At 44.7% G+C, this 18,961-nt stretch carries 18 protein-coding genes; 7 read left to right on the top strand and 11 right to left on the bottom strand.

Features of this window, described 5'->3' with window-relative positions:
• Positions 1–66: 66 nt before the first annotated feature.
• Together NLZ44_RS09775 and NLZ44_RS09770 are read right to left on the bottom strand one after the other, a co-directional pair.
• Positions 67–1,008, bottom strand: coding sequence for a UPF0104 family protein (locus NLZ44_RS09775; protein WP_493752634.1), 942 nt, complete (start codon positions 1,006–1,008; stop codon positions 67–69).
• Entirely contained in the window at positions 1,005–1,799 is a 795-nt protein-coding gene (locus tag NLZ44_RS09770; RefSeq protein ID WP_111892018.1) for a C40 family peptidase, read from the bottom strand. Before NLZ44_RS09770 ends, NLZ44_RS09775 begins: the two co-directional genes overlap by 4 nt.
• 34 nt (positions 1,800–1,833) lie before the next feature.
• Here NLZ44_RS09770 and NLZ44_RS09765 point away from each other — a divergent pair, with 34 nt between their 5' ends.
• The 5 genes from NLZ44_RS09765 (at position 1,834) to NLZ44_RS09745 (ending at position 7,742) form a co-directional block, all read left to right on the top strand.
• A complete protein-coding gene (locus NLZ44_RS09765) occupies positions 1,834–2,796 on the top strand; it encodes a serine hydrolase (protein WP_493752633.1) in 963 nt (320 codons plus the stop codon).
• A gap of 186 nt (positions 2,797–2,982) precedes the next feature.
• Complete coding sequence (locus tag NLZ44_RS09760) at positions 2,983–4,995, top strand: FAD-dependent oxidoreductase (protein WP_493752632.1); 2,013 nt, start codon at positions 2,983–2,985, stop codon at positions 4,993–4,995.
• Between the two features lie 78 nt (positions 4,996–5,073).
• On the top strand, positions 5,074–5,475 hold the full coding sequence (locus tag NLZ44_RS09755) for a hypothetical protein (protein ID WP_006621473.1): 402 nt from the start codon (positions 5,074–5,076) through the stop codon (positions 5,473–5,475).
• A gap of 184 nt (positions 5,476–5,659) precedes the next feature.
• Positions 5,660–6,565: a DNA-methyltransferase gene (locus tag NLZ44_RS09750; protein WP_006621474.1), complete on the top strand. Its 906-nt coding sequence runs from the start codon at positions 5,660–5,662 to the stop codon at positions 6,563–6,565.
• A 178-nt stretch (positions 6,566–6,743) separates the two neighbouring features.
• Entirely contained in the window at positions 6,744–7,742 is a 999-nt protein-coding gene (locus NLZ44_RS09745) for a homogentisate phytyltransferase (protein ID WP_493752631.1), read from the top strand.
• Here the strand turns inward: NLZ44_RS09745 and NLZ44_RS09740 are convergent.
• The 6 genes from NLZ44_RS09740 to NLZ44_RS09715 all read right to left on the bottom strand — a co-directional run bounded on the left by NLZ44_RS09740 (position 7,739) and on the right by NLZ44_RS09715 (position 12,407).
• Complete coding sequence (locus tag NLZ44_RS09740; protein ID WP_111892243.1) at positions 7,739–8,371, bottom strand: Maf family protein; 633 nt, start codon at positions 8,369–8,371, stop codon at positions 7,739–7,741. The genes NLZ44_RS09745 and NLZ44_RS09740 overlap by 4 nt on opposite strands.
• Before the next feature lie 13 nt (positions 8,372–8,384).
• The gene (gene psbP, locus NLZ44_RS09735; protein ID WP_006621477.1) at positions 8,385–8,927 is read right to left on the bottom strand and encodes a photosystem II reaction center PsbP; all 543 of its coding nucleotides are present in this window, start codon (positions 8,925–8,927) and stop codon (positions 8,385–8,387) included.
• A 109-nt stretch (positions 8,928–9,036) separates the two neighbouring features.
• A complete protein-coding gene (locus tag NLZ44_RS09730; RefSeq protein WP_008057145.1) occupies positions 9,037–10,089 on the bottom strand; it encodes a M23 family metallopeptidase in 1,053 nt (350 codons plus the stop codon).
• Positions 10,090–10,211: 122 nt separating this feature from the next.
• On the bottom strand, positions 10,212–11,228 hold the full coding sequence (locus tag NLZ44_RS09725) for a S1 family peptidase (protein ID WP_493752630.1): 1,017 nt from the start codon (positions 11,226–11,228) through the stop codon (positions 10,212–10,214).
• A 92-nt stretch (positions 11,229–11,320) separates the two neighbouring features.
• The gene (locus NLZ44_RS09720) at positions 11,321–11,911 is read right to left on the bottom strand and encodes a COP23 domain-containing protein (protein ID WP_008057147.1); all 591 of its coding nucleotides are present in this window, start codon (positions 11,909–11,911) and stop codon (positions 11,321–11,323) included.
• Between the two features lie 28 nt (positions 11,912–11,939).
• The gene (locus NLZ44_RS09715; protein ID WP_008057148.1) at positions 11,940–12,407 is read right to left on the bottom strand and encodes a helix-turn-helix domain-containing protein; all 468 of its coding nucleotides are present in this window, start codon (positions 12,405–12,407) and stop codon (positions 11,940–11,942) included.
• Positions 12,408–12,566: 159 nt separating this feature from the next.
• Between NLZ44_RS09715 and gatA the strand changes: the two genes are divergently transcribed.
• Positions 12,567–14,033, top strand: coding sequence for an Asp-tRNA(Asn)/Glu-tRNA(Gln) amidotransferase subunit GatA (gene gatA, locus NLZ44_RS09710; protein WP_493752629.1), 1,467 nt, complete (start codon positions 12,567–12,569; stop codon positions 14,031–14,033).
• 4 nt (positions 14,034–14,037) lie between these two features.
• Here gatA and NLZ44_RS09705 read toward each other — a convergent pair whose 3' ends face one another.
• Positions 14,038–15,420 carry an MlaD family protein gene (locus tag NLZ44_RS09705; RefSeq protein WP_493752628.1) on the bottom strand — a complete coding sequence of 461 codons (1,383 nt, stop codon included), beginning with the start codon at positions 15,418–15,420 and terminating at the stop codon, positions 14,038–14,040.
• Between the two features lie 73 nt (positions 15,421–15,493).
• Positions 15,494–16,276: an ABC transporter ATP-binding protein gene (locus NLZ44_RS09700; RefSeq protein WP_493752627.1), complete on the bottom strand. Its 783-nt coding sequence runs from the start codon at positions 16,274–16,276 to the stop codon at positions 15,494–15,496.
• Positions 16,277–16,494: 218 nt separating this feature from the next.
• On the opposite strand from NLZ44_RS09700, the gene NLZ44_RS09695 reads away from it, so the two are divergent.
• Positions 16,495–17,871: a gluconeogenesis factor YvcK family protein gene (locus tag NLZ44_RS09695; RefSeq protein WP_493752626.1), complete on the top strand. Its 1,377-nt coding sequence runs from the start codon at positions 16,495–16,497 to the stop codon at positions 17,869–17,871.
• A gap of 6 nt (positions 17,872–17,877) precedes the next feature.
• Here the strand turns inward: NLZ44_RS09695 and NLZ44_RS09690 are convergent, their stop codons facing one another.
• Positions 17,878–18,909 carry a C39 family peptidase gene (locus tag NLZ44_RS09690; protein WP_493752978.1) on the bottom strand — a complete coding sequence of 344 codons (1,032 nt, stop codon included), beginning with the start codon at positions 18,907–18,909 and terminating at the stop codon, positions 17,878–17,880.
• Positions 18,910–18,961: the final 52 nt, after the last annotated feature.

Genomic DNA, 18,961 nt, shown 5'->3' with positions numbered 1-18,961 from the left:
ATTTAGGCGTGACTTGGGGGTGTATAGAGATTTAACGCCCAGGATCACTATCAATTTACCTTAATTTTATGCCGATTTTATACCTTTTTCATCTCCAGCAGCCCAAGCCGCCGCCGCCGTTTCTGCCATAATACTAACTACCCGATAAAAGGCGATCGTCCCCAATAAAATACCGGGTGCGATCGAACTTTCTAATAATCCCAAAGCCGTAGCTTCAAACACTCCCAAACCTCCCGGAGCCCCCGGAACCACCAACCCTAATAACCAGGCTAAACTAAAAGCACCAAAAACCCTAGGCACTTCCAGCCAATTAAAATAACCCATAGCCACCAGAGTTAGCATAAACCCAATGCCCCGTAAACCCACAAATCCCAACTCTCCTAAAAAAGGCTTAATCGGATAGCGTTGTAGTTGTATAGGTGTAGATGTTTTTTCCTCTGTATTCGCCAAATTATTCGACCTTAATTTAACTCTTCCTAACCACCCCAAAACCGGATTTAAAATCCCCGGATGAACAGCACCTAAAACCACAATTAGACATAAAATTTGCAACCATAAATGAGCAGTGTTGATAGTTATCAAAGCTATCAATAAAGCCGCTGCCGCCATCAATAACGGCTCTAGTAAAACACTTAAAGTTGCTATACCTAAAGCTATACCCGCATTTTGAACAGCTATAATACGCCCATAAAAATGCCAAATATTACCAGGAATATACTTAGCAATATTAGTTTTCAAATAAATCTGTAGTCCCCGGCGATAATTAATCCCCGCATCGCCCACAGATTGAAACTCCCTTAAAATCAATAACCAGACCCAGGCAGACCATAAATGAGCCAGAAAAGTGACCGCCAAAGCCATGGCTAAATATCCCCAACTTTTGCCAGTAATTTGCAGTGATGCCACCTCTCGCCAGTGGTTTTTAATAGCCGTAGCCAGGAAAAACAAAGTAATGCCCAAAACCAACCAGCGTAACAAAGGTTTACCGCGAGATATATAGGATTTCACAACTTAACCCTCTGTCGATTAAACCTACCAAAAGCATCAAAAGGATAGCTAGATACTACCCGACCAGCGCCGATAAAATGTTCCGCATAATATTGACTAACCGGATTATTTGCGTGCCACAAATAATCATAACCAATACCATTGTTACCATGTTCCGGGCCGGAACTATGTATATATTGACCATCACCCAAATAAAGACCGACATGAGTAGTTTTAGATGTTGTACCAAAAAAAACCAAATCCCCTGGCTGCATTTCCCAGATAACTGGTGGTATAGGTTGAACAAACCCCTGTTGTTGATAAGCGTCTCGCGGTAGCCAAATACCCTGTTGAGAAAAAGCAGCTTGTATCAAACCGGAACAATCATAATTCGGCCCTAGTGTCCCTCCCCATAGGTAAGTATTACCAATTTGTGCAGCTTGGTGACAAAATGCGATCGCCTTATTTATTGCCTGATTAATCGTTTCGGATGATATAATTGTACGGGGTAATGGTGATGGAGGCTTTAGCAAATGTTCAACATCCCCCGCAGCCAACCAACCCGGGTAATCATCCTCCCACAATTGCACAGGTATAGCTGAAATATTCTCAGCCGTGTTAACCTCAAACAGGCGCAGGTGTCGTCCAGTCGCCGCCTGAGTTGCCAGAGTGCTACACTCAGGAGAATCATAAATATTCAGATCACCTTTGCATTTATACTCAACTGGGAGTAGCTTTAGTGACACTGTAGCATCAGTGCCAACAACTGTCGCCACCTTCCCCAAAATATCCGATAATCCATCAACGACCATATTTGTCACCAATATTGAAAACTAATTTCCTGTTATGGCATTTTTCCATCCAGACCCAAAGATACAAACTCTTGGCACAAGCATTATAGAGGCAACCCGGAGTAAATTTCCAGGACTAAGCGCCAATCAAATAGCCATGACCTGGGTAATTTATGACCCGCCAGTTTCTGTGAATACCGGAGGCGCACTTACTCCCGAAGAATTTTGGAAATATCCTGTTAGGGGGTTTGCATATCGGGGAATTGAACGCATTTATCCAGCCAGTGTAGTTAAACTATTCTACTTGGTGGCTGTTTACGAGTGGGTGGAAAAGGGTATGTTGCAAATCTCTCCCGAGTTAGAACGTGCCATTAAAGATATGATTGCACATTCTAGCAATGATGCTACCAGTTTAGTAGTGGATGTATTAACTGGAACCACCAGCGGTCCCGAATTATCACCCGGTCCCTTCGAGACTTGGAAATATCAACGAAATATCATTAATCGCTATTTTCAATCCCTGAATTGGCCGGAACTTGAATCAATTAATGTCAATCAAAAAACCTGGTGTGATGGTGCCTATGGTAGGGAAAGAGCCTTTTTAGGGGAACTGATGGAAAACCGTAATATGCTGACAACTAATGCCACAGCCAGGCTAATACATAGCATTGTCGGAGGTGTAGCAGCATCTTCGGAAGCCTCTCAAACAATGATGCAATTGATGCACAGAAATCTTGAGCCAGCAGCCTTAGCAGAAGACCCCGAAAATCAGGTTAAGGAATTTTTAGGGGAGGGACTACCTGAGAATGCTAAGTTATGGTCAAAGGCGGGCTGGACTTCTCAAGTTAGACATGATGCAGCTTATATAGAAATTCCCGATTTACCACCTTATTTATTAGTAGTTTTTACCGAGGGTAAATTCCAAAGTAAAAACCCGGAGATTTTACCCTATATTTCTCAATTGGTGGTAGCTGCCATGAAAGATAGCATAGGCGACTGGCTACCCCACCAACCCTAAACCCCAACTATAAGTGCGTCAGACCTGAACATCTCAGGTGAAAGTTATCATGGCTCTCTCTGACGCATCTTACCAATTTTGGTCAAGGGAATATATAATGGTTTAAATTGTCAATTTATCCGTCTGAGGTATCCTACCAATTGACGCACTCACGCGCAATGATCAGGTTTTATATGGTAACATATTATGAAGATTATTAAAACTGCGTTTTATGTAAAAATTGCCTTGGGTCTAGTGGCTTCGGTGTTCAGTCAGCAAGTAGCGGAGGCGAGTTTACCCAGGACGACAGATACTCAAGAAACTTGTGATATTTTAGTGTTTGGTGGCGGACTAGCAGGCGCAGCCACAGCCTATGAGGCATTATTAGCAGGTCGGACAGTTTGCTTAACGGATATTACTGACTGGGTAGGGGGTCAAATTTCCTCCCAGGGAACCTCGGCTTTGGATGAACGCGCCACACAACGATCGCTATTATTTTTCCCGCGAGGATACCTAGAATTGCGCGATCGCATCAAAGAAAAATATGGGATTTTGAACCCTGGTGCTTGTTGGGTAAGCGAGTCTTGTTTCCGACCTTATGACGGTCACGCCATTTTATTATCAATGCTACAAGATGCGGCAAAACAGGGCAAAGGTACTTTAAAATGGTTTCCTAATACTGTTCCCAAATATGTAGAAATAGCAGATAGACAAATTCTCAGTGCGATCGCCATTCAACATCAAGCCGCCCCCGGTACACCCCCCCTAAATAGCGAACCCCTATCCCAAATTATTGAAGATGCTTACAGTTGGGAAGACTCACCCCGCCTCACGAAAACCATTATCGAATTTCTCCCCGCCAATACAGATAAACAAACCGCTAACTGGTACGTGGTAGAAGCCACAGAAACCGGGGAAATTATCGGAATGACCAATATTCCCCACAACTTGGGTATAGACCCACGCAACCCCCTAGAACCCACCTCCTCCAGCGTCACCGGAGACCCCTATTGTACCCAGGGTTTCACCTATACCTTCGCCATGAAAGCCCTCGCCGAGCCAGAACCCATCGAAAAACCACCATTTTACGAACGCTATGCGCCCTACTACAGCTATGAATTGCAGCGATTAGCTAATTTTACCCTAGTGTTTACTTACCGTCGCATTCACAGCGAAAACCCAGAAGGACCTTTTCACCCCGACCCACGCAGGTGGACTATTTATCCAGGGGATATCTCGATGCAAAACTGGACTTGGGGCAATGATTACCGTCCGGGAACCTCTCAGGACAATTTAATCCTAACTCCCCGACAACTAGCCGCCAGCGGGCAGCTAGAACCCGGAAATTGGATGGGCGGACTACGGGTGCAGTCCTTGCAATATGGCGAAGAAAATGCCAAAGGTTTCTTTTATTGGTTAGTCAAGGGGACTACTGATTCTCAATTGGGCGATGGTATGAAAAATAAGTACCCTAATCATCGATTTTTGAGAGGATTTGATCAGCCCATGGGAACCGCCCACGGACTCTCTAAGTTTCCCTATATGCGAGAGGCGCGACGGATTATTGGTCGCCCTTCCTTCGGTCAACCTCAAGGGTTTATGATTTGGGAAACTGATATTTCTCGTAATGATTTTGCCGGGGATTTTTACCGGGAAAATCTCTCGGAATCAGAATTTAGGGAGTTATGGATGGCTTTGGCTGGGTTGGAATTACCAGCTTTAGTCGCTAGAAATCAAACCGTTGAACAGACTTCCCGCAGAGGAAGATCTACCATTTATCCTGATACGGTGGGTATTGGACATTATGCGATCGATTTTCACCCATGTATGACTTTAAGCCCCCACGAAACTCCCGGAAATACTGAAAGAGAGGGAGAACGTCTCGGACAAGGACAGGCTTACCCCTTCCAAATTCCTCTCCGGGCTATGATTCCCCAGGAAATTGATAATTTATTAGTGGTGGGTAAAAGTATTGCTACTAGCCATATTGCGGCGGCGGCTTACCGGGTGCATTCCTTTGAATGGTCTTCGGGTGCGGCGGCGGGAATGACGGCGGTTTTTGCTTTTGATAATGATGTTTTTCCCTATCAATTAGTGGCGGATTTACCAAGGCGATCGCCTTTACTAGATGAGTTACAATGGTTCATCCAAGAAAATGGTAATCCTATCGCATTTCCCCGCACTTCCATTTTTAACCGTTCTTGGGAAAATTGGAGATAATTTTTGACATTTGACTAGAGTTAACTACTAGCATTAACTCGGTAATAATGCTTAAACAATGAATCTAAAACTGATCAGATGAAGGAGATTATAGTTCACCAAGTAGATATTACACACTACCGATTAGTAGAACTCTGCCAACTTGCTGATCAAGCCAAGCCTTTCTACCAATGGGTAGAAAAAAACGCCAAAAAGATAACAGGTTCTCATAAAGAACTCAACGAGATTATGATGTCAGCCACCCGAGATGAAATGGCATCTATTATTTATGCTTGCTACGCAGAACCGGAAGAAAAGCGTCCTTTACTCTTTGATGGTATTGGCAGAGTTTACCCCCACCCAAAAGCCTGCTTTTACTTTTTTGCCTGGATGATTAGAGATGCACCTCAGCAGAGGTTAGCACCCCTAATAAGTCGATGGAAAAAGGAGGTCATGCACATTTATTTACTCGGGATATTATGGGTGCTGTACAGGACTTAAAATCATCGGGAAGTCCATGCTATATTATAGTGGTTATCATCGCCAATAACTGGTCAATATCAGAAATAACAACCATTACCAATCAAATGGACATGGTTTTTCATTTTAATTTGAATCCTCTTTTGTGGTTTTGATGAAGCCAGTCAAATTAAGTTAAATAAGTATATACAAGGTGTTTTAGATAATGGATAATCTCATCCATATTATTAATAAAGTTCTGTTGGGGGATATCCGCACTGTATCTGTAATTATTCCTGATAATTCTATCCAAGCCATAATTACTAGCCCTCCCTATTTTGGGCATCGAAATTACACCGGAAAAGATGGCTGTGCCAACGAGATAGGTAGAGAAGCAAATGTAACCGATTATATTAATAATCTGGTCACCTGCTTTGAAGTGGTAAAACCCAAACTAAAAAATAATGGTTTGCTGTGGCTGAATTTAGGTGATACTTATCGGAATAAACAACTTGAGGGTGTTCCTTGGCGGGTGGCATTTGCTCTCAAAGATAGGGGTTGGATTCTCCGCAGTGATATTATTTGGAAAAAGCCAAATGCTATGCCATCCTCTGTGAAAAATAGACCAACTACTGACCATGAATATATTTTCATGTTTTCTAAAAACACTGATTATTATTATGATGCTGATGCCATTAGGGAACCTCATATCACATTTACCGAACAATCAAAAATGAGAGGCGGTAGGAATCATTTTGGGAAACGAAATAGCACCCCAGAAAATGGCAAAAACTCCGGTAATCAGAATTTGCATGATGGTCGATGGGACCAAGCATTTCACCCCAAAGGAAGAAACAAGAGAACTGTTTGGGAAATACCCCTCGGTAAGTTCAGGGATGCACATTTTGCGGTTTATCCAGAAGATTTAGTTAAAATATGTCTACTGGCATCAACTCGTCAAGGAGATCTGGTTTTAGACCCATTTACTGGTTCAGGTACTACCGGAGTTGTTGCTATTAAGCATGACAGAAAGTTTATTGGCTGCGAACTGGTCAAGACCTATCAAAAAATGGCTCAAAATAGAATTGATGAAATTATTATTCAACCCAGCCTGTTCACGCTGCCCAATTAATTAATATTAATAATCTCCTCAAAATTATGGTGGTATGCTATACTATCCATCTAGGTGATTAAGATGCTGCTAAACACTATCACAATTACCTGATTTTGTGGGTGGGATACCATGGAAAATCTCACCAATTAACTCTATTGCATATTAACGATTAATTGACCATCAGTTTAACTCAATTATGAATCAGACTTCCTCGACTACATTACCAAAAGTTACTGGAAACTCGGTTCAGAAAAATGCGCCTTGGCTGTATGCTTTCTGGAAGTTTTCCCGACCACATACCATTATCGGAACCAGTCTCAGTGTGTTGGGGTTGTTTACGATCGCATTTAGTGCTCAACTTAATCCTACTACATGGGAAAATCCCCTTTTTGTCCCCACCAATTTAATCATCCTGCTGATTAGTTGGATAGCCTGTCTGTGTGGGAATATCTATATTGTCGGTCTTAATCAATTAGAAGATATCGAAATAGACGTAATTAATAAACCCGATTTACCTTTAGCGTCTGGGGTATATTCTCGCCGCCAGGGTCAAATTATCGTAGCCACTACAGGGATATTGGCGGTTATTTTAGCCGTGGTTGGGGGGCCTTTTTTGGCAGCTACTGTTGGGATTAGTTTAGTCCTCGGCACCGCCTATTCCCTCCCTCCCATACGCTTAAAAAGATTTCCCGTTTGGGCGGCATTATGTATATTTACAGTCCGGGGGGTGATTGTCAACCTGGGGCTGTTTTGTCATTTTAGCCAGCAGTTATCAACCCCCCAATTATGGCAAATTCCGGTAATACCCCCGACGGTTTGGGTGTTAACCCTATTTATTTTGGTGTTTACGTTTGCTATTGCCATTTTTAAGGATATCCCCGATATTGAAGGCGATCGCCAATATCATATTACCACCTTTACCATCCGCCTCGGAACCGTAGCCGTATTTAATCTAGCTAGGGGAGTAATCACCATCTGTTATTTAGGGATGATGGCGGCGGCTTTCCTAGTTTATGAAAGTTTAAACCCAGTATTTTTAGTGATGACTAATCTGATATTACTGAGTTTTATGTGGTGGCAAAGCACCAGTGTAGACCTAGGGGAAAAACAAGCGATCGCCAATTTTTACCAACTCTTATGGAAACTGTTTTTTCTGGAATATATACTATTCCCCATCGCCTGTTTATTAGGTTAATTCCAAAAATTAGTGATGCCATACCCCAACTCGCGCAGCATTGACCGCAGCAGAGGTAAACTCAGACCAATCACATTAGTATGACAGCCATCTAACCTATCAACAAAAGCCCCCCCTTTCCCTTCAATCGCAAAACATCCCGCACAGTTCAAAGGTTCTCCGGTCTCCACATAAGACCGGATTTCCTCCTGATCAACAGTCGCAAAATGCACATGAGTTATGCGAGATAAAACCAAAAGTTTGGGTTTATTCAAATCCAGTAAAGCATGACCAGTATAAAGCTGTCCGACATTACCACTAAGATTTTGCCAACGGGCGATCGCTTCTAGTTTATCAGCAGGTTTCCCGTAAATTTCACCCCCCATTACCAACACCGAATCACAGCCCAAAATTAGCGCATTTTTGCCGTTTGCCAAATAGCTAGGGGGATGGTCTTTTAACCGTCTCCCCACAGCTTCCGCTTTGGCTTTAGCGAGTTGTTCTACCAATGCAGTCGGATCATCAATCTGAATGCTAGACTCATCAAAATCACTCTTAATTACTACTGGCTCAATTCCCACAGTTTTTAATAGTCTATGTCTGGCTGGGGAAGCAGAAGCCAGGACGAAAGTGATAGCTGAGTCCACCATATCAGAATCTCCGTTAATAAACAGTAAACGATCGCACCACTTGTTCTAACAGAGTTTTGCTTTTTTGCCAACGCTGTTCACTGGTGGATATATTCAAGGTAAACAACTTACCCCGACTGATAGCAATACTAGCGAAATCATGCCGTTTTTGCTGATTAGGAAGAGTCACAGCATATTCCAGTAAATAGTAAGTATTATTGGTGGATTCTCTTTTCCCAGCATTCACCAACTCGGCTGTCCGACCCGAACCTTCTGGGGCGATCGCATTTTTACTGAGGGTATATCCCACCTCTGTGGGAGTGCCAATTTCCTCTAAACTATCACCCCTAGTCACAGAACTAATCACCACACTAACATTTTCGGTGGAGTCGATCATATCGTGAAAAACCACATCCGGTCCATTAGAGACCCTCACCTCCACCCAACCGTTAGGGTAAAGAAACTCATAGCCATCTGCTGTGTCCACAAAACTTTTTAGACCTCCCCCGGTGGCTACACATCCCCCCAGGGTGAGACTAACAACAACTAGGATAATTGATGCAATTCGTTTGAACATTGAAACACATTTCCATTACTGCAAAATCGATGCTTGATCGAGTCTTGAGCGACTCTGACAGCGATCGACAGTATAACCATTGTCCCATTAATCGGCTGTTTAACTCTGGTTAGGTCAAATTTAACTCAACCTGTCGTTGCACATTTATTAAAACTCGATCGCCACGGGTAAGGCTGTATTCAGCTTTCCAGACTCCTGGAAGTAGACTAGCGCCAGAATTTCTTTGTCCCACATAGCCCACCCAGGTGAGACTGGGAGATTGAATGCGGTCATTATGGTCAACTACCACATTACCTCTGGGGTCAATCATCCGATATTTCACCTCATCCCCCGCTAAAATACCATAGGCTTGCACCCAGAATAATAGGGCGGGAATTTGTGCGGACAAGACGGTTTCTGAATGCTTCCCATCCCAAATTTGGTCCATGTCGGGGGGGTCTGTGGAAAATCCCGCCCTAATTAGACCTGTGGGATTATACCCAGAAGGTTGATTCCAAATCGGATCTAAGCTAATCTGACAACCGGGTGAGGAGGTCGGACCGACAAAAGGATCAACTACCTGTCCTTGGTGGGTAACGGTGATGTGAACATGGGGAAAGGAGGTTAAACCGGATGTTCCCACCATTCCTAACACTGTGTCAGTATTGACGCGATCGCCTGATTTAACCGCCACACTACCCCGCCGCAGGTGACAATATTGAGTTTCCCAACCTTTTCCGTGGTCAATAACTACCCCATTACCGCATTCTTGACCCTCTACCCTTGACCTTTCCGCAGGATGTCTAATTCGCCGATCTTCGACTCCATCACGGACTCTTAATACCTGACCAGAGGCTGATGCAAATACGGGGACTCCTTTGGCCATCATTCTTTCATCGGGAATGGCAAAATCTGTTCCTTTATGACCATCATAGGTTTGACGACCACAGCCAAAATCTACGGCTTGGGGACTCGGATCGCGATCGGTGTATAAAATCACTAAACAATCTTTATTTAATTCACATTTCAGCGGTGGAGACAAACTCACGCTATCTGTGGCGATCGCCACTGTATCCGGTTCGGAATTAAGGCTGAAACTGATTGACGGAGGAACACAACCTATCAGCAGTGATAGTCCTAACCCCAACATAAATAAGCATAGATATCGCAGGTGTTTGAGCATTTGTCAGATGTTGGATATGTCTTATATGTGTCGTTAGTAATTATAGCAAATCCCTAATCGGCTTGCCCTTACTCTTTACGGAGTCTGACGCTACCACAAGATATGTGGGTAATTTTCTCCAGTTATTGGGTGATTTCTGGCAGTAAAAACCACGGAAAATCAGGATAGTTAAATTGCCATAATATGGCATTACTTTCAGGAATATATAAATCGGTAATTGGGGAAAATTCCGGCGCTAATTCAGTAAAGCGATCGCTAGGAATGGCAAAAGCTAGATGTCTCATTTGTTCCCGTAAATCTGGGGGTGGCTGTTCACCATCATCATAAATATAGGGGTCTCCCCACAGGGGATAAGCGTGCATTCCATTAATACCGACTACCTTTCCCCAACGGTCTAACAGGGGGCCGCCACTCATGCCTTTTTGGATCGGATTAGTATAGCCAATTTGATAACCGTTTTTAAAGGGTTTTTCGGGAATTAAAGAGACTCTCCCTCTGGTTAAATTCAATCCTTTATTTCTGGTGGGAGGGTATTTTTTATCCGGGAATTTGGCGAGGGATGATTTGGGATTAAATAGATGATCTAATGATGGTTTTTTGTCTATCAGTTTGCCATGATTATTGTGAAAGTTAATGGGTTGAATATTATCGGCATCTATCGGAAATGGAAAACCCGCCCCAAATACTTTATCACCGGGTGAGAGAGTAGCGGAAGGATGGAAAGAAGCGATCGCATAATTTTGAGGTTTACCCTGAAACTGAATCAGGGCTAAATCTTGTCCTTGTAAGGAATAATTCTTGAGTAAATACCCTTGATAAATCTGACCATCAGGAGTTTGGATTAAATAGGGAGATTCCTCGGTATTGATGACATGATCATTAGTCAAAACCGTATATAAATCACCTTCTCTTTTAATGATAATTCCCGACCCCCAAGCTGACCCAGAAATAATTTTGACTGTAATTGATTCAGCGATCGCCTTCAACTCTTGAGGGCTACAAGGTCGGCATTCACCCTCGCCACATACCGGATTAGTAGAGCAAGTAATGGCGGGTAACTTATTAGGTAGAAAAAAATAATCTAAATGATGCTGCCAAATTCCCGAAAAATTAGCAATTAAAAAAGGCAGTAATAGCATATAAATCCTCATCAAAAACTGCCATGATTAATTATTCCTGCCCCCTCCTCACGCCCAGGACCCCTCAACTAAGGAGGCAGAAGGATCAGCATTTAATCAGAATTAAAAGTAATTTGCTGATCTAGGTATTCTTGGAAATCCAAATATAGACGGGAATCAGTTTCCGACAAAGGACCAGCATTAGCATTAGCTTGTAGAGCAAAAAGCTGTCGGATAGTGCGGCGAGCATCTTGATTAGGTTTGAGAGTAAATAGAACCCCCAAACAGGGACCATCCTTAGCATCAGAAACACAGATAACTGGCTGTCGATTAACAGTTCCTGTAGTCACATAATTAAGTAATCCGCGCTCATAGAACTCCTGAAATTTAGCCGAAACTTGGCGACAGCGAGTTTGTGGCACATAACCAGCCTGATTAAAAACCAAAGAAACCCAACGAATTACGGGAAAAGTCCCCCGCGAGTTGCGGACAAAAGTAGTAGGGACATCATCATCACTACGTCCACAAAAAAACTCTTGTTCCACTACTGTATTATATCGCTGATGTGGCTGATATAGCTGATGTCGATGGCGCGGAAACTGTGTGATTTCGGTTTCTTCAGCGGCTGTGCCATTACCAACAAAGAAAGAAGCGATCGCCATCGCTCCTCCCGTGGCTAAATTAAAGAGATATTTTGGTTTCATTGTCCTTAGAACCAGATAACTGAATAGATCAAAATTCCGAACCAGAATTGTTCCGTTGCTTCCAATTGACCCCTAATCGTTTGAGATAGTCCCACCCCCGCTGGGGCCAAACGTGCTGGCGGCCAGTGCGTTCAGCAATCCACTGGGCTACCTTGGGGCCAGACCAGGGTCCCCCATCAGGAGCCGGACCTTGCAAAGCCTGCTTGAGTTCCTTTTGCTGTGATTTAGTCAAAAGCGATCGCGCCACAGGGGGCTGGCGATCGCGACTACGGTTTCTCACCGAAGGTGGGCCCTCGTGGTTATAACGTCGGATAATCTCTTTGGCGTAGTCGTAATTTAACCCCACAACCTCTGCCGCCTGTTTGATCGTCCAACCGCTGCCAACCAAATGAAGAAGATGCCACCGACGCGACTCAGTAGTATCTCTAGCTTGTCGGTAACGGTTTTTGAGATCATCAACCGATAAATGGGGTTCAATATGAGCCTTTGGTGGCATACCTCCTCATCTCATCATCCACAACACTGCTTGATCTATCGTCAGTTTGGCAAAATTTCCGGATCAAACAAAAATTTAGCGATCGCCACTGATCAGGTAGTAGAGTGTTACCAATTTTTCGCTAAACTCAAATATTGGAACTAAAACAGAGGAGACCGCATGGCATCGATCTGCGAGTTGCACCAACAACTGGTAAATAAAGAACGCTCTGCTGTGGAAATCACCACCGAAGCGCTCGATCGCATTAATAAACTAGAACCCACACTTAAAAGTTTTCTGTGTATTACCGCAGATCGAGCCTTAGAACAAGCCCGACAGGTCGATGCTAAAATTGCAGCCGGAGACGAAATCGGATTATTAGCAGGCATTCCCATAGCCGTCAAAGACAATATGTGTACGGAAGGGATTACCACCACCTGTGGCTCGAAAATTCTCGCGAACTTCGTGCCTCCCTATGAGTCCACTGTGACCACCAAACTCATAGAAGCCGGAGCAGTTATACTCGGAAAAACCAACCTAGATGAGTTTGCGATGGGAAGTTCCACCGAAAACTCAGCCTTTCAAATCACCGCTAACCCTTGGGATATAACCAGAGTTCCCGGAGGGTCCTCTGGCGGGTCAGCAGCAGCCGTAGCAGCCAACCAGGCAGTAGTTGCCCTTGGTTCGGATACAGGGGGTTCCATTCGTCAACCAGCCTCATTCTGTGGAGTTGTAGGCATGAAACCCACCTATGGGCTAGTATCCCGCTATGGGTTGGTAGCTTATGCTTCTTCGTTGGATCAGATTGGCCCCTTTGGTCGCACCGTCGAAGATGCGGCGATTTTGCTAAATGCGATCGCTGGTTACGACCCCAAAGACTCCACCAGTCTTAACGTAGAGATCCCCAACTATACCGATTTTTTAAAGCCCTCCCTCAAACCCAGAAGCAAAATCAAAATTGGGGTAATTAAAGAAACCTTCGGGGAAGGCTTAGATCCCGTAGTAGAACAAGCCGTTACTAAAGCGATCGATGTCCTGCAAAGCCTAGGCGCAGAAATTCAGGTCATCTCCTGTCCTCGGTTCCGCTATGGTCTACCCACCTACTATATTATCGCCCCCAGCGAGGCTTCCGCTAATCTCGCCCGCTATGACGGGGTTAAATATGGTTTCCGCACTCCTGATGCTGATAACCTGATTGAGATGTACGCCAAAACCCGCGCCGAAGGCTTTGGGGCGGAAGTCAAACGTCGGATCATGGTAGGAACCTATACTTTGTCTGCTGGTTACTATGATGCCTATTATCTGAAAGCCCAAAAAGTCCGCACCCTGATTAAACAAGATTTCGATCGCGCTTTTACTCAAGTAGAGGTCCTAGTTTGTCCTACCTCTCCCACCACCGCTTTTAAAGCCGGAGAAAAAACCTCTGACCCCCTGAGTATGTATCTTTCCGACCTGATGACAATTCCCGTCAATTTAGCCGGTTTACCCGCGATCAGCGTTCCCTGTGGATTTGACAGTCAGGGTCTCCCCATTGGAATGCAGTTAATTGGCAAAGTTCTCGGCGAAAGTCGTCTGTTTGAAGTCGCCCATGCTTATGAACAAGCCACCCCTTGGCATAAGCATAACCCAAACATACCCAGCTCATAGTTAACTATTCCCCATAAATCTCTACTGAGGAAGTGCTGTCAATAGTCCACCGGGGAGAATTAGCGGCGGTGTCTGGTGAACTGACCAAAGCCCATAAATCGGATATATCTGAATCGATTTCTGAGAATAGCAGTTTCATGGTTTTTTCATCCCCCGCGTCCGCCGCTTGACTGAGGGGGGCTAGGGTTTCGGCAACAGCGGTTTGGCGTTCTAACTCCTGGGTGGAGGCGAGAATATTACCCAAGCCGTTGATGATCCTCCGTAAACTATCGCGCAATCTCGGATCTCCTGTCAAATCTTCAATATCTGCGGTCACTTTCTGCATATTTTGCAGGGTGGAACGGGCCGAGTCTAGGGTTTGTTGCAGTAAGATTATATTATCCGGGTTGTTGACACTCTGAGAAACATCTCGCAAGTTCTCCGAGGCGATCACGGCATTGGCTGATAAGGTTTCCAGATTGGTTAATAGTTCCCCCTGTTCAAATCGGGCTATAACTGGGGTTAGTGTAGCGATCGCTACACTCAATTCCTGGCTGGTTTCATTAATATTATTTAAGGTCATCAGCAAAGTGGAGCGATTGGTAGCAACCAGGGCATTTACCTCTTGAGTTAAGGCACTGATATCACCAGTAACCTGGTCTAAGGAATTAGCCGACTGCAGTGCTGCTCCGCTGACTTCCTGCATGGAGCGCTCTAGCTGCTCGGAAAGTTGAGTCATTTCCGAGGAAAATAAGTTCATGTTTTGATCCACCGATGCACTGAAATTACCCAACTCCAATTTAGCTATATCAACTAATTGCCCCATTTTGGTGGTCAGTTGGGTGGCTTCGGCGGCGGCGAGGGCGGTATTTTCCACCGCAGCATTTAGATTAGCAAATAATTCCGGGTTGCCATAGAGTTCCCCTAAATCAAGCATAGTCTCCATGAGGCGATCGGGGCTAATACCCGGTAAACCTTGAACGGAACTCTCATGGCACAAAATATCTGACGAGGGACAGTTAGCAGCAATGGGGTTAGCAGCCACCAGCTCAGGAGTTAAGACTATATTGGGGATAATATCAATATATGTTTCATTCAGAAAACCCGTCTGATTGACCAAAACTTGGGAATTTCGTGGCATTACTAAATCGGTAGATTCAATATTTAGCAACACCTCCACCCCATTAGACTGGGGTTGAATTCTGGTAACCCGCCCGACTCTTACCCCCCGATATCGTACAGGTACGCCAATTTGAAGACCAGTAGCACTAGGAAATTCTGCCCGAATTTGGTAACTCTGCTGACCAAGACTGATCCCCCGCAGCCAAAAAGCTGTGGCCCCAAATAGCCCCACTCCCAATATAATCAACAAACCGACTGATCCTTCACGGACACTTCGCGATCGCATAATTCATCCTCTCATCTGTCTGTCCCATCTTCATAATGTTAGGCTAACTTAACAAATTTCAGGATCCCATCAGCTAATTGACCACCTGAATGGGTCCGCTTACACTGCCCGTAAAAAACTGTCTCAGCGCCGGATTGGTGGACTTGTAAGCCTCCTCAATTGACCCTTGCCATTGAATTTGACCTTTATACAAAAAAATTACCTGGTCTGTGGTTCTGCGGATTGTACTATCTTGGTGTGTCACCATCACATAGGTGCTGCCACCCCCGTCCCGCTTTTGTAGGCTGCGAATCAAATCTTCAATCACCGTTGAAGCGATCGGATCTAAACCGGCGGTTGGTTCGTCATACAGTATAACTTCGGGATTATCGCTTGGGGTTTCTGGGTTGGGCATAATGGCTCTGGCGAAACTCACCCGTTTTCGCATTCCTCCAGATAATTCTGCTGGATAGCGATCGCAAATATTAGGCAGACCCACCATTTCTAGCCTTTCCTCAACTAATTGACGAATAGTAGCCTGGGAAAGTCTGCTGTGTTCATACAAGCGAAATCCCACATTTTGTTCAACATTAAGAGAGTCAAACAAAGCCGCATTCTGAAACACCATCCCAATACCAATCGGATCACTAAGATCATCCACCCAACCCCGTCGCAGTTGTCCCTTGACATATACTTCTCCAGCATCAGGAGGTAATAACCCCGCTATAATCCGCAAAATCGTTGATTTTCCCGTCCCAGAAGGACCGATAATTCCCAACGCTTGACCAGGATAGATTTTTAGATCTACCCCATCTAAAATCACATTGGAACCAAAGGCTTTAGAAATTCCTCGCAGTTCAATTAGTGGCTCAGACATATTAGATTTGGATTCGGTTCCCGGACATAGTTATCAATCAACCCGCCTGTAATACACAAGCTATGGCTATATACAAGATATACTGCCATTCCCAATTTGCCATAGACTCTTCCCTATGCACCATATACATAACTATAAATGGCGATATACAGGCTATCATCTCGAATTAGGTTTGCCAAAATTTAACCACCACAGATTTTTCTGGAGGTCTATTATCAATGTCGATTATTTCCCTTAGATTGAAACTGCGTCGCCTGTTCAAACTCCGACTAAATTGGAGTCGCTCAGGCTATCGTTCCTCCTCACGAATAGGACAGTGGTTCAAATGGTTAGCCCCCGGTTTGCTAGTCAAACGGTGGTTACTCATTAGCGCCGGAGGGGTATTGCTGACCAGTTTGGGGTTAGCTATCTGGACAGGAATGACCCCAATTTTTTATATTTTGCAACTGCTCAGGGGATTTTTGGAATGGATTACCCAAATTATCCCTAACTCGGTTTCTGGACCGTTGCTAATTTTGGCGGGTTTACTATTCGTTTTTTGGGGTCAGAGTCGCAGCTTTAACTCTATTACCCAGGTATTCACCCCGGAAGGTGATCAGGAATTGGTCGATCGCCTCCTAGCATTGCGCCGCCTCAACCGAGGTCCGAAAATCGTAGTTATTGGCGGCGGCACGGGTCTATCAACCCTGCTGCGGGGTTTAAAAGATTACAGCGCTAATATCACGGCTATTGTTACCGTAGCGGACGATGGTGGCTCCTCTGGGCGCTTGCGTCGCGAAATTGGAGTATTACCCCCAGGAGATATTCGCAACTGTTTAGCGGCTTTAGCTGATGAGGAAAAGCTATTGACCGAATTATTCCAATACCGATTTCGGGCTGGGGATGGTTTGACAGGTCACAGTTTTGGTAATTTATTTCTCACGGCTATGGGAGAGGTGACCGGAGACCTGGAAAGGGCGATCGCAGCTAGTTCTAAGGTCTTGGCTATTCGCGGTCAAGTCCTACCCGCTACCCTCAGCGATGTTCACCTGTGGGCTAAATTAGAAGATGGCCGTCGTATTCATGGAGAGTCTAGTATTACAGAAGCTAAGGGTAAAATTGTTAAAATTGGTTGCACACCTGCCAACCCCCCAGCCCTTCCTAAAGCTATTAATGCCATTCAAGAAGCAGATCTGATTATTATCGGACCGGGTAGCCTCTACACTAGCGTTATCCCCAATTTATTGGTCCCAGAAATTACGGAAGCGATCGCTCAACGCCAAGTCCCCCGCATCTATGTTTGTAATGTCATGACCCAACCGGGAGAAACTGATAACTACAGCGTCGCCGACCACATTCGGGCGATCGATGACGCTTGTGGCCATCAACTATTTGATGCCGTCCTAGTGCAAGGAAAAGTCCCCCCGGCTCAAGCATTAATCCGCTATGCTCAAGAAGACTCTCACCCAGTCTTTATTGACCGGGAAGCCGTCAAGGAATTAGGGCGAAAAATGGTATTAACCAATATCATTGAAGTTGATAGCGACACTGGCTATGTCCGCCACAACTCCAAACGACTCGCCCAAGTCCTCCTACGTTGGTATAGCAGAGTTTAGACAATTTTACTTCGAGATAAAATGCACCCAAAAACTGCCATCAGGGATACACACCCGCCGAATTAGTTGATAGGAGTAGTGTAAGTAAGCACCACTTAGATCTGTTCGATATCCACTGGAGAACCACTCCCCATAAGGGTCATGGACGATAAACCCATTTTGGTCATAGCCTACCACGACAATAATATGCCCAAAGGAGGTAAAGTATCCGTGGATAACGGCAGGATAACCCGCAGCTACCCAGTCCTGTACATCCTCAATTACCGCATTTTCGGTAAAATAATCCCTAGCACCATAGTCTCGCACAATGCGGGCTAAATCGTAGGGACTATGGCGACTATAGCCCTTATTGATAGCATAGCGATACAGTTCATCCTCAAATTGACGATATCTCGTATCACGGCGGGGAATATTAAAATATTCCAAACACATGGCTAGGGAAGTGACATTACAAGCGCCTGTGGGGTTGTAGAAATTATCTAATTGTGACTTGAAGGGGACATTCAGACGATGGCTTCTCGGTAGGGGTCTGGGGTAGGTTTGGGTTCCTCCCTCGTAAACTTCCGCATGACCACCCCAAATATACAACACAGAATAACCGCCAAAGGACTCATTACGCAAAGCTATCCTTAAATGCGCCCGGATCGGATCATAAGCCAAAACTGAAAATTCCCGTCCGGCTGGAATGGAAAATTTCTCGGAGTTGTTCAGTTGAGAAGAGGCGATCGGTTTGACCTTCAAAACTGTATCTCTGATGACTTTTAACATGGGAGTAGTTACCGGGAGGTCAGAAACCTTAGCTTCAATTAATTTTTTGGCAGTCTCAGACCCAATAAATCCCGGTTCTTCGCATTCCATTAACTGCTGAAAACGATGCAGCGCGGCGGTTGACTTCGGACCGAATATCCCATCTGCTGGCGGGTCTAGCAGCCCTAAATCAATCAGCCGGATTTGAATTTGACGGCTCAAACCTGCATCATCATTAATCGCCTTCACATCATATCGGATATCTGTACCCAGGAAGTTCTGTAGCCTCATATTTCCCTGGCGATTCACACTTTTTGTTTCTATCAGTTTTTTGGCGGTATCT

This window comes from Arthrospira sp. PCC 9901 (assembly GCF_059013425.1).
Note: the sequence above shows the minus strand (reverse complement) of the source record. Positions and strands in the feature narration are given on the sequence as shown.

Excerpts from the sequence above, each read along its gene's own strand:
- NLZ44_RS09770 (WP_111892018.1), bottom strand. The coding sequence starts at position 1,799 with ATGGTCGTTGATGGATTATCGGATATTTTGGGGAAGGTGGCGACAGTT.
- NLZ44_RS09765 (WP_493752633.1), top strand. The coding sequence starts at position 1,834 with ATGGCATTTTTCCATCCAGACCCAAAGATACAAACTCTTGGCACAAGC.
- NLZ44_RS09760 (WP_493752632.1), top strand. The coding sequence starts at position 2,983 with ATGAAGATTATTAAAACTGCGTTTTATGTAAAAATTGCCTTGGGTCTA.
- NLZ44_RS09755 (WP_006621473.1), top strand. The coding sequence starts at position 5,074 with ATGAAGGAGATTATAGTTCACCAAGTAGATATTACACACTACCGATTA.
- NLZ44_RS09750 (WP_006621474.1), top strand. The coding sequence starts at position 5,660 with ATGGATAATCTCATCCATATTATTAATAAAGTTCTGTTGGGGGATATC.
- NLZ44_RS09745 (WP_493752631.1), top strand. The coding sequence starts at position 6,744 with ATGAATCAGACTTCCTCGACTACATTACCAAAAGTTACTGGAAACTCG.
- NLZ44_RS09740 (WP_111892243.1), bottom strand. The coding sequence starts at position 8,371 with ATGGTGGACTCAGCTATCACTTTCGTCCTGGCTTCTGCTTCCCCAGCC.
- psbP (WP_006621477.1), bottom strand. The coding sequence starts at position 8,927 with ATGTTCAAACGAATTGCATCAATTATCCTAGTTGTTGTTAGTCTCACC.
- NLZ44_RS09730 (WP_008057145.1), bottom strand. The coding sequence starts at position 10,089 with ATGCTCAAACACCTGCGATATCTATGCTTATTTATGTTGGGGTTAGGA.
- NLZ44_RS09725 (WP_493752630.1), bottom strand. The coding sequence starts at position 11,228 with ATGCTATTACTGCCTTTTTTAATTGCTAATTTTTCGGGAATTTGGCAG.
- NLZ44_RS09720 (WP_008057147.1), bottom strand. The coding sequence starts at position 11,911 with ATGAAACCAAAATATCTCTTTAATTTAGCCACGGGAGGAGCGATGGCG.
- NLZ44_RS09715 (WP_008057148.1), bottom strand. The coding sequence starts at position 12,407 with ATGCCACCAAAGGCTCATATTGAACCCCATTTATCGGTTGATGATCTC.
- gatA (WP_493752629.1), top strand. The coding sequence starts at position 12,567 with ATGGCATCGATCTGCGAGTTGCACCAACAACTGGTAAATAAAGAACGC.
- NLZ44_RS09705 (WP_493752628.1), bottom strand. The coding sequence starts at position 15,420 with ATGCGATCGCGAAGTGTCCGTGAAGGATCAGTCGGTTTGTTGATTATA.
- NLZ44_RS09700 (WP_493752627.1), bottom strand. The coding sequence starts at position 16,276 with ATGTCTGAGCCACTAATTGAACTGCGAGGAATTTCTAAAGCCTTTGGT.
- NLZ44_RS09695 (WP_493752626.1), top strand. The coding sequence starts at position 16,495 with ATGTCGATTATTTCCCTTAGATTGAAACTGCGTCGCCTGTTCAAACTC.
- NLZ44_RS09690 (WP_493752978.1), bottom strand. The coding sequence starts at position 18,909 with ATGAGGCTACAGAACTTCCTGGGTACAGATATCCGATATGATGTGAAG.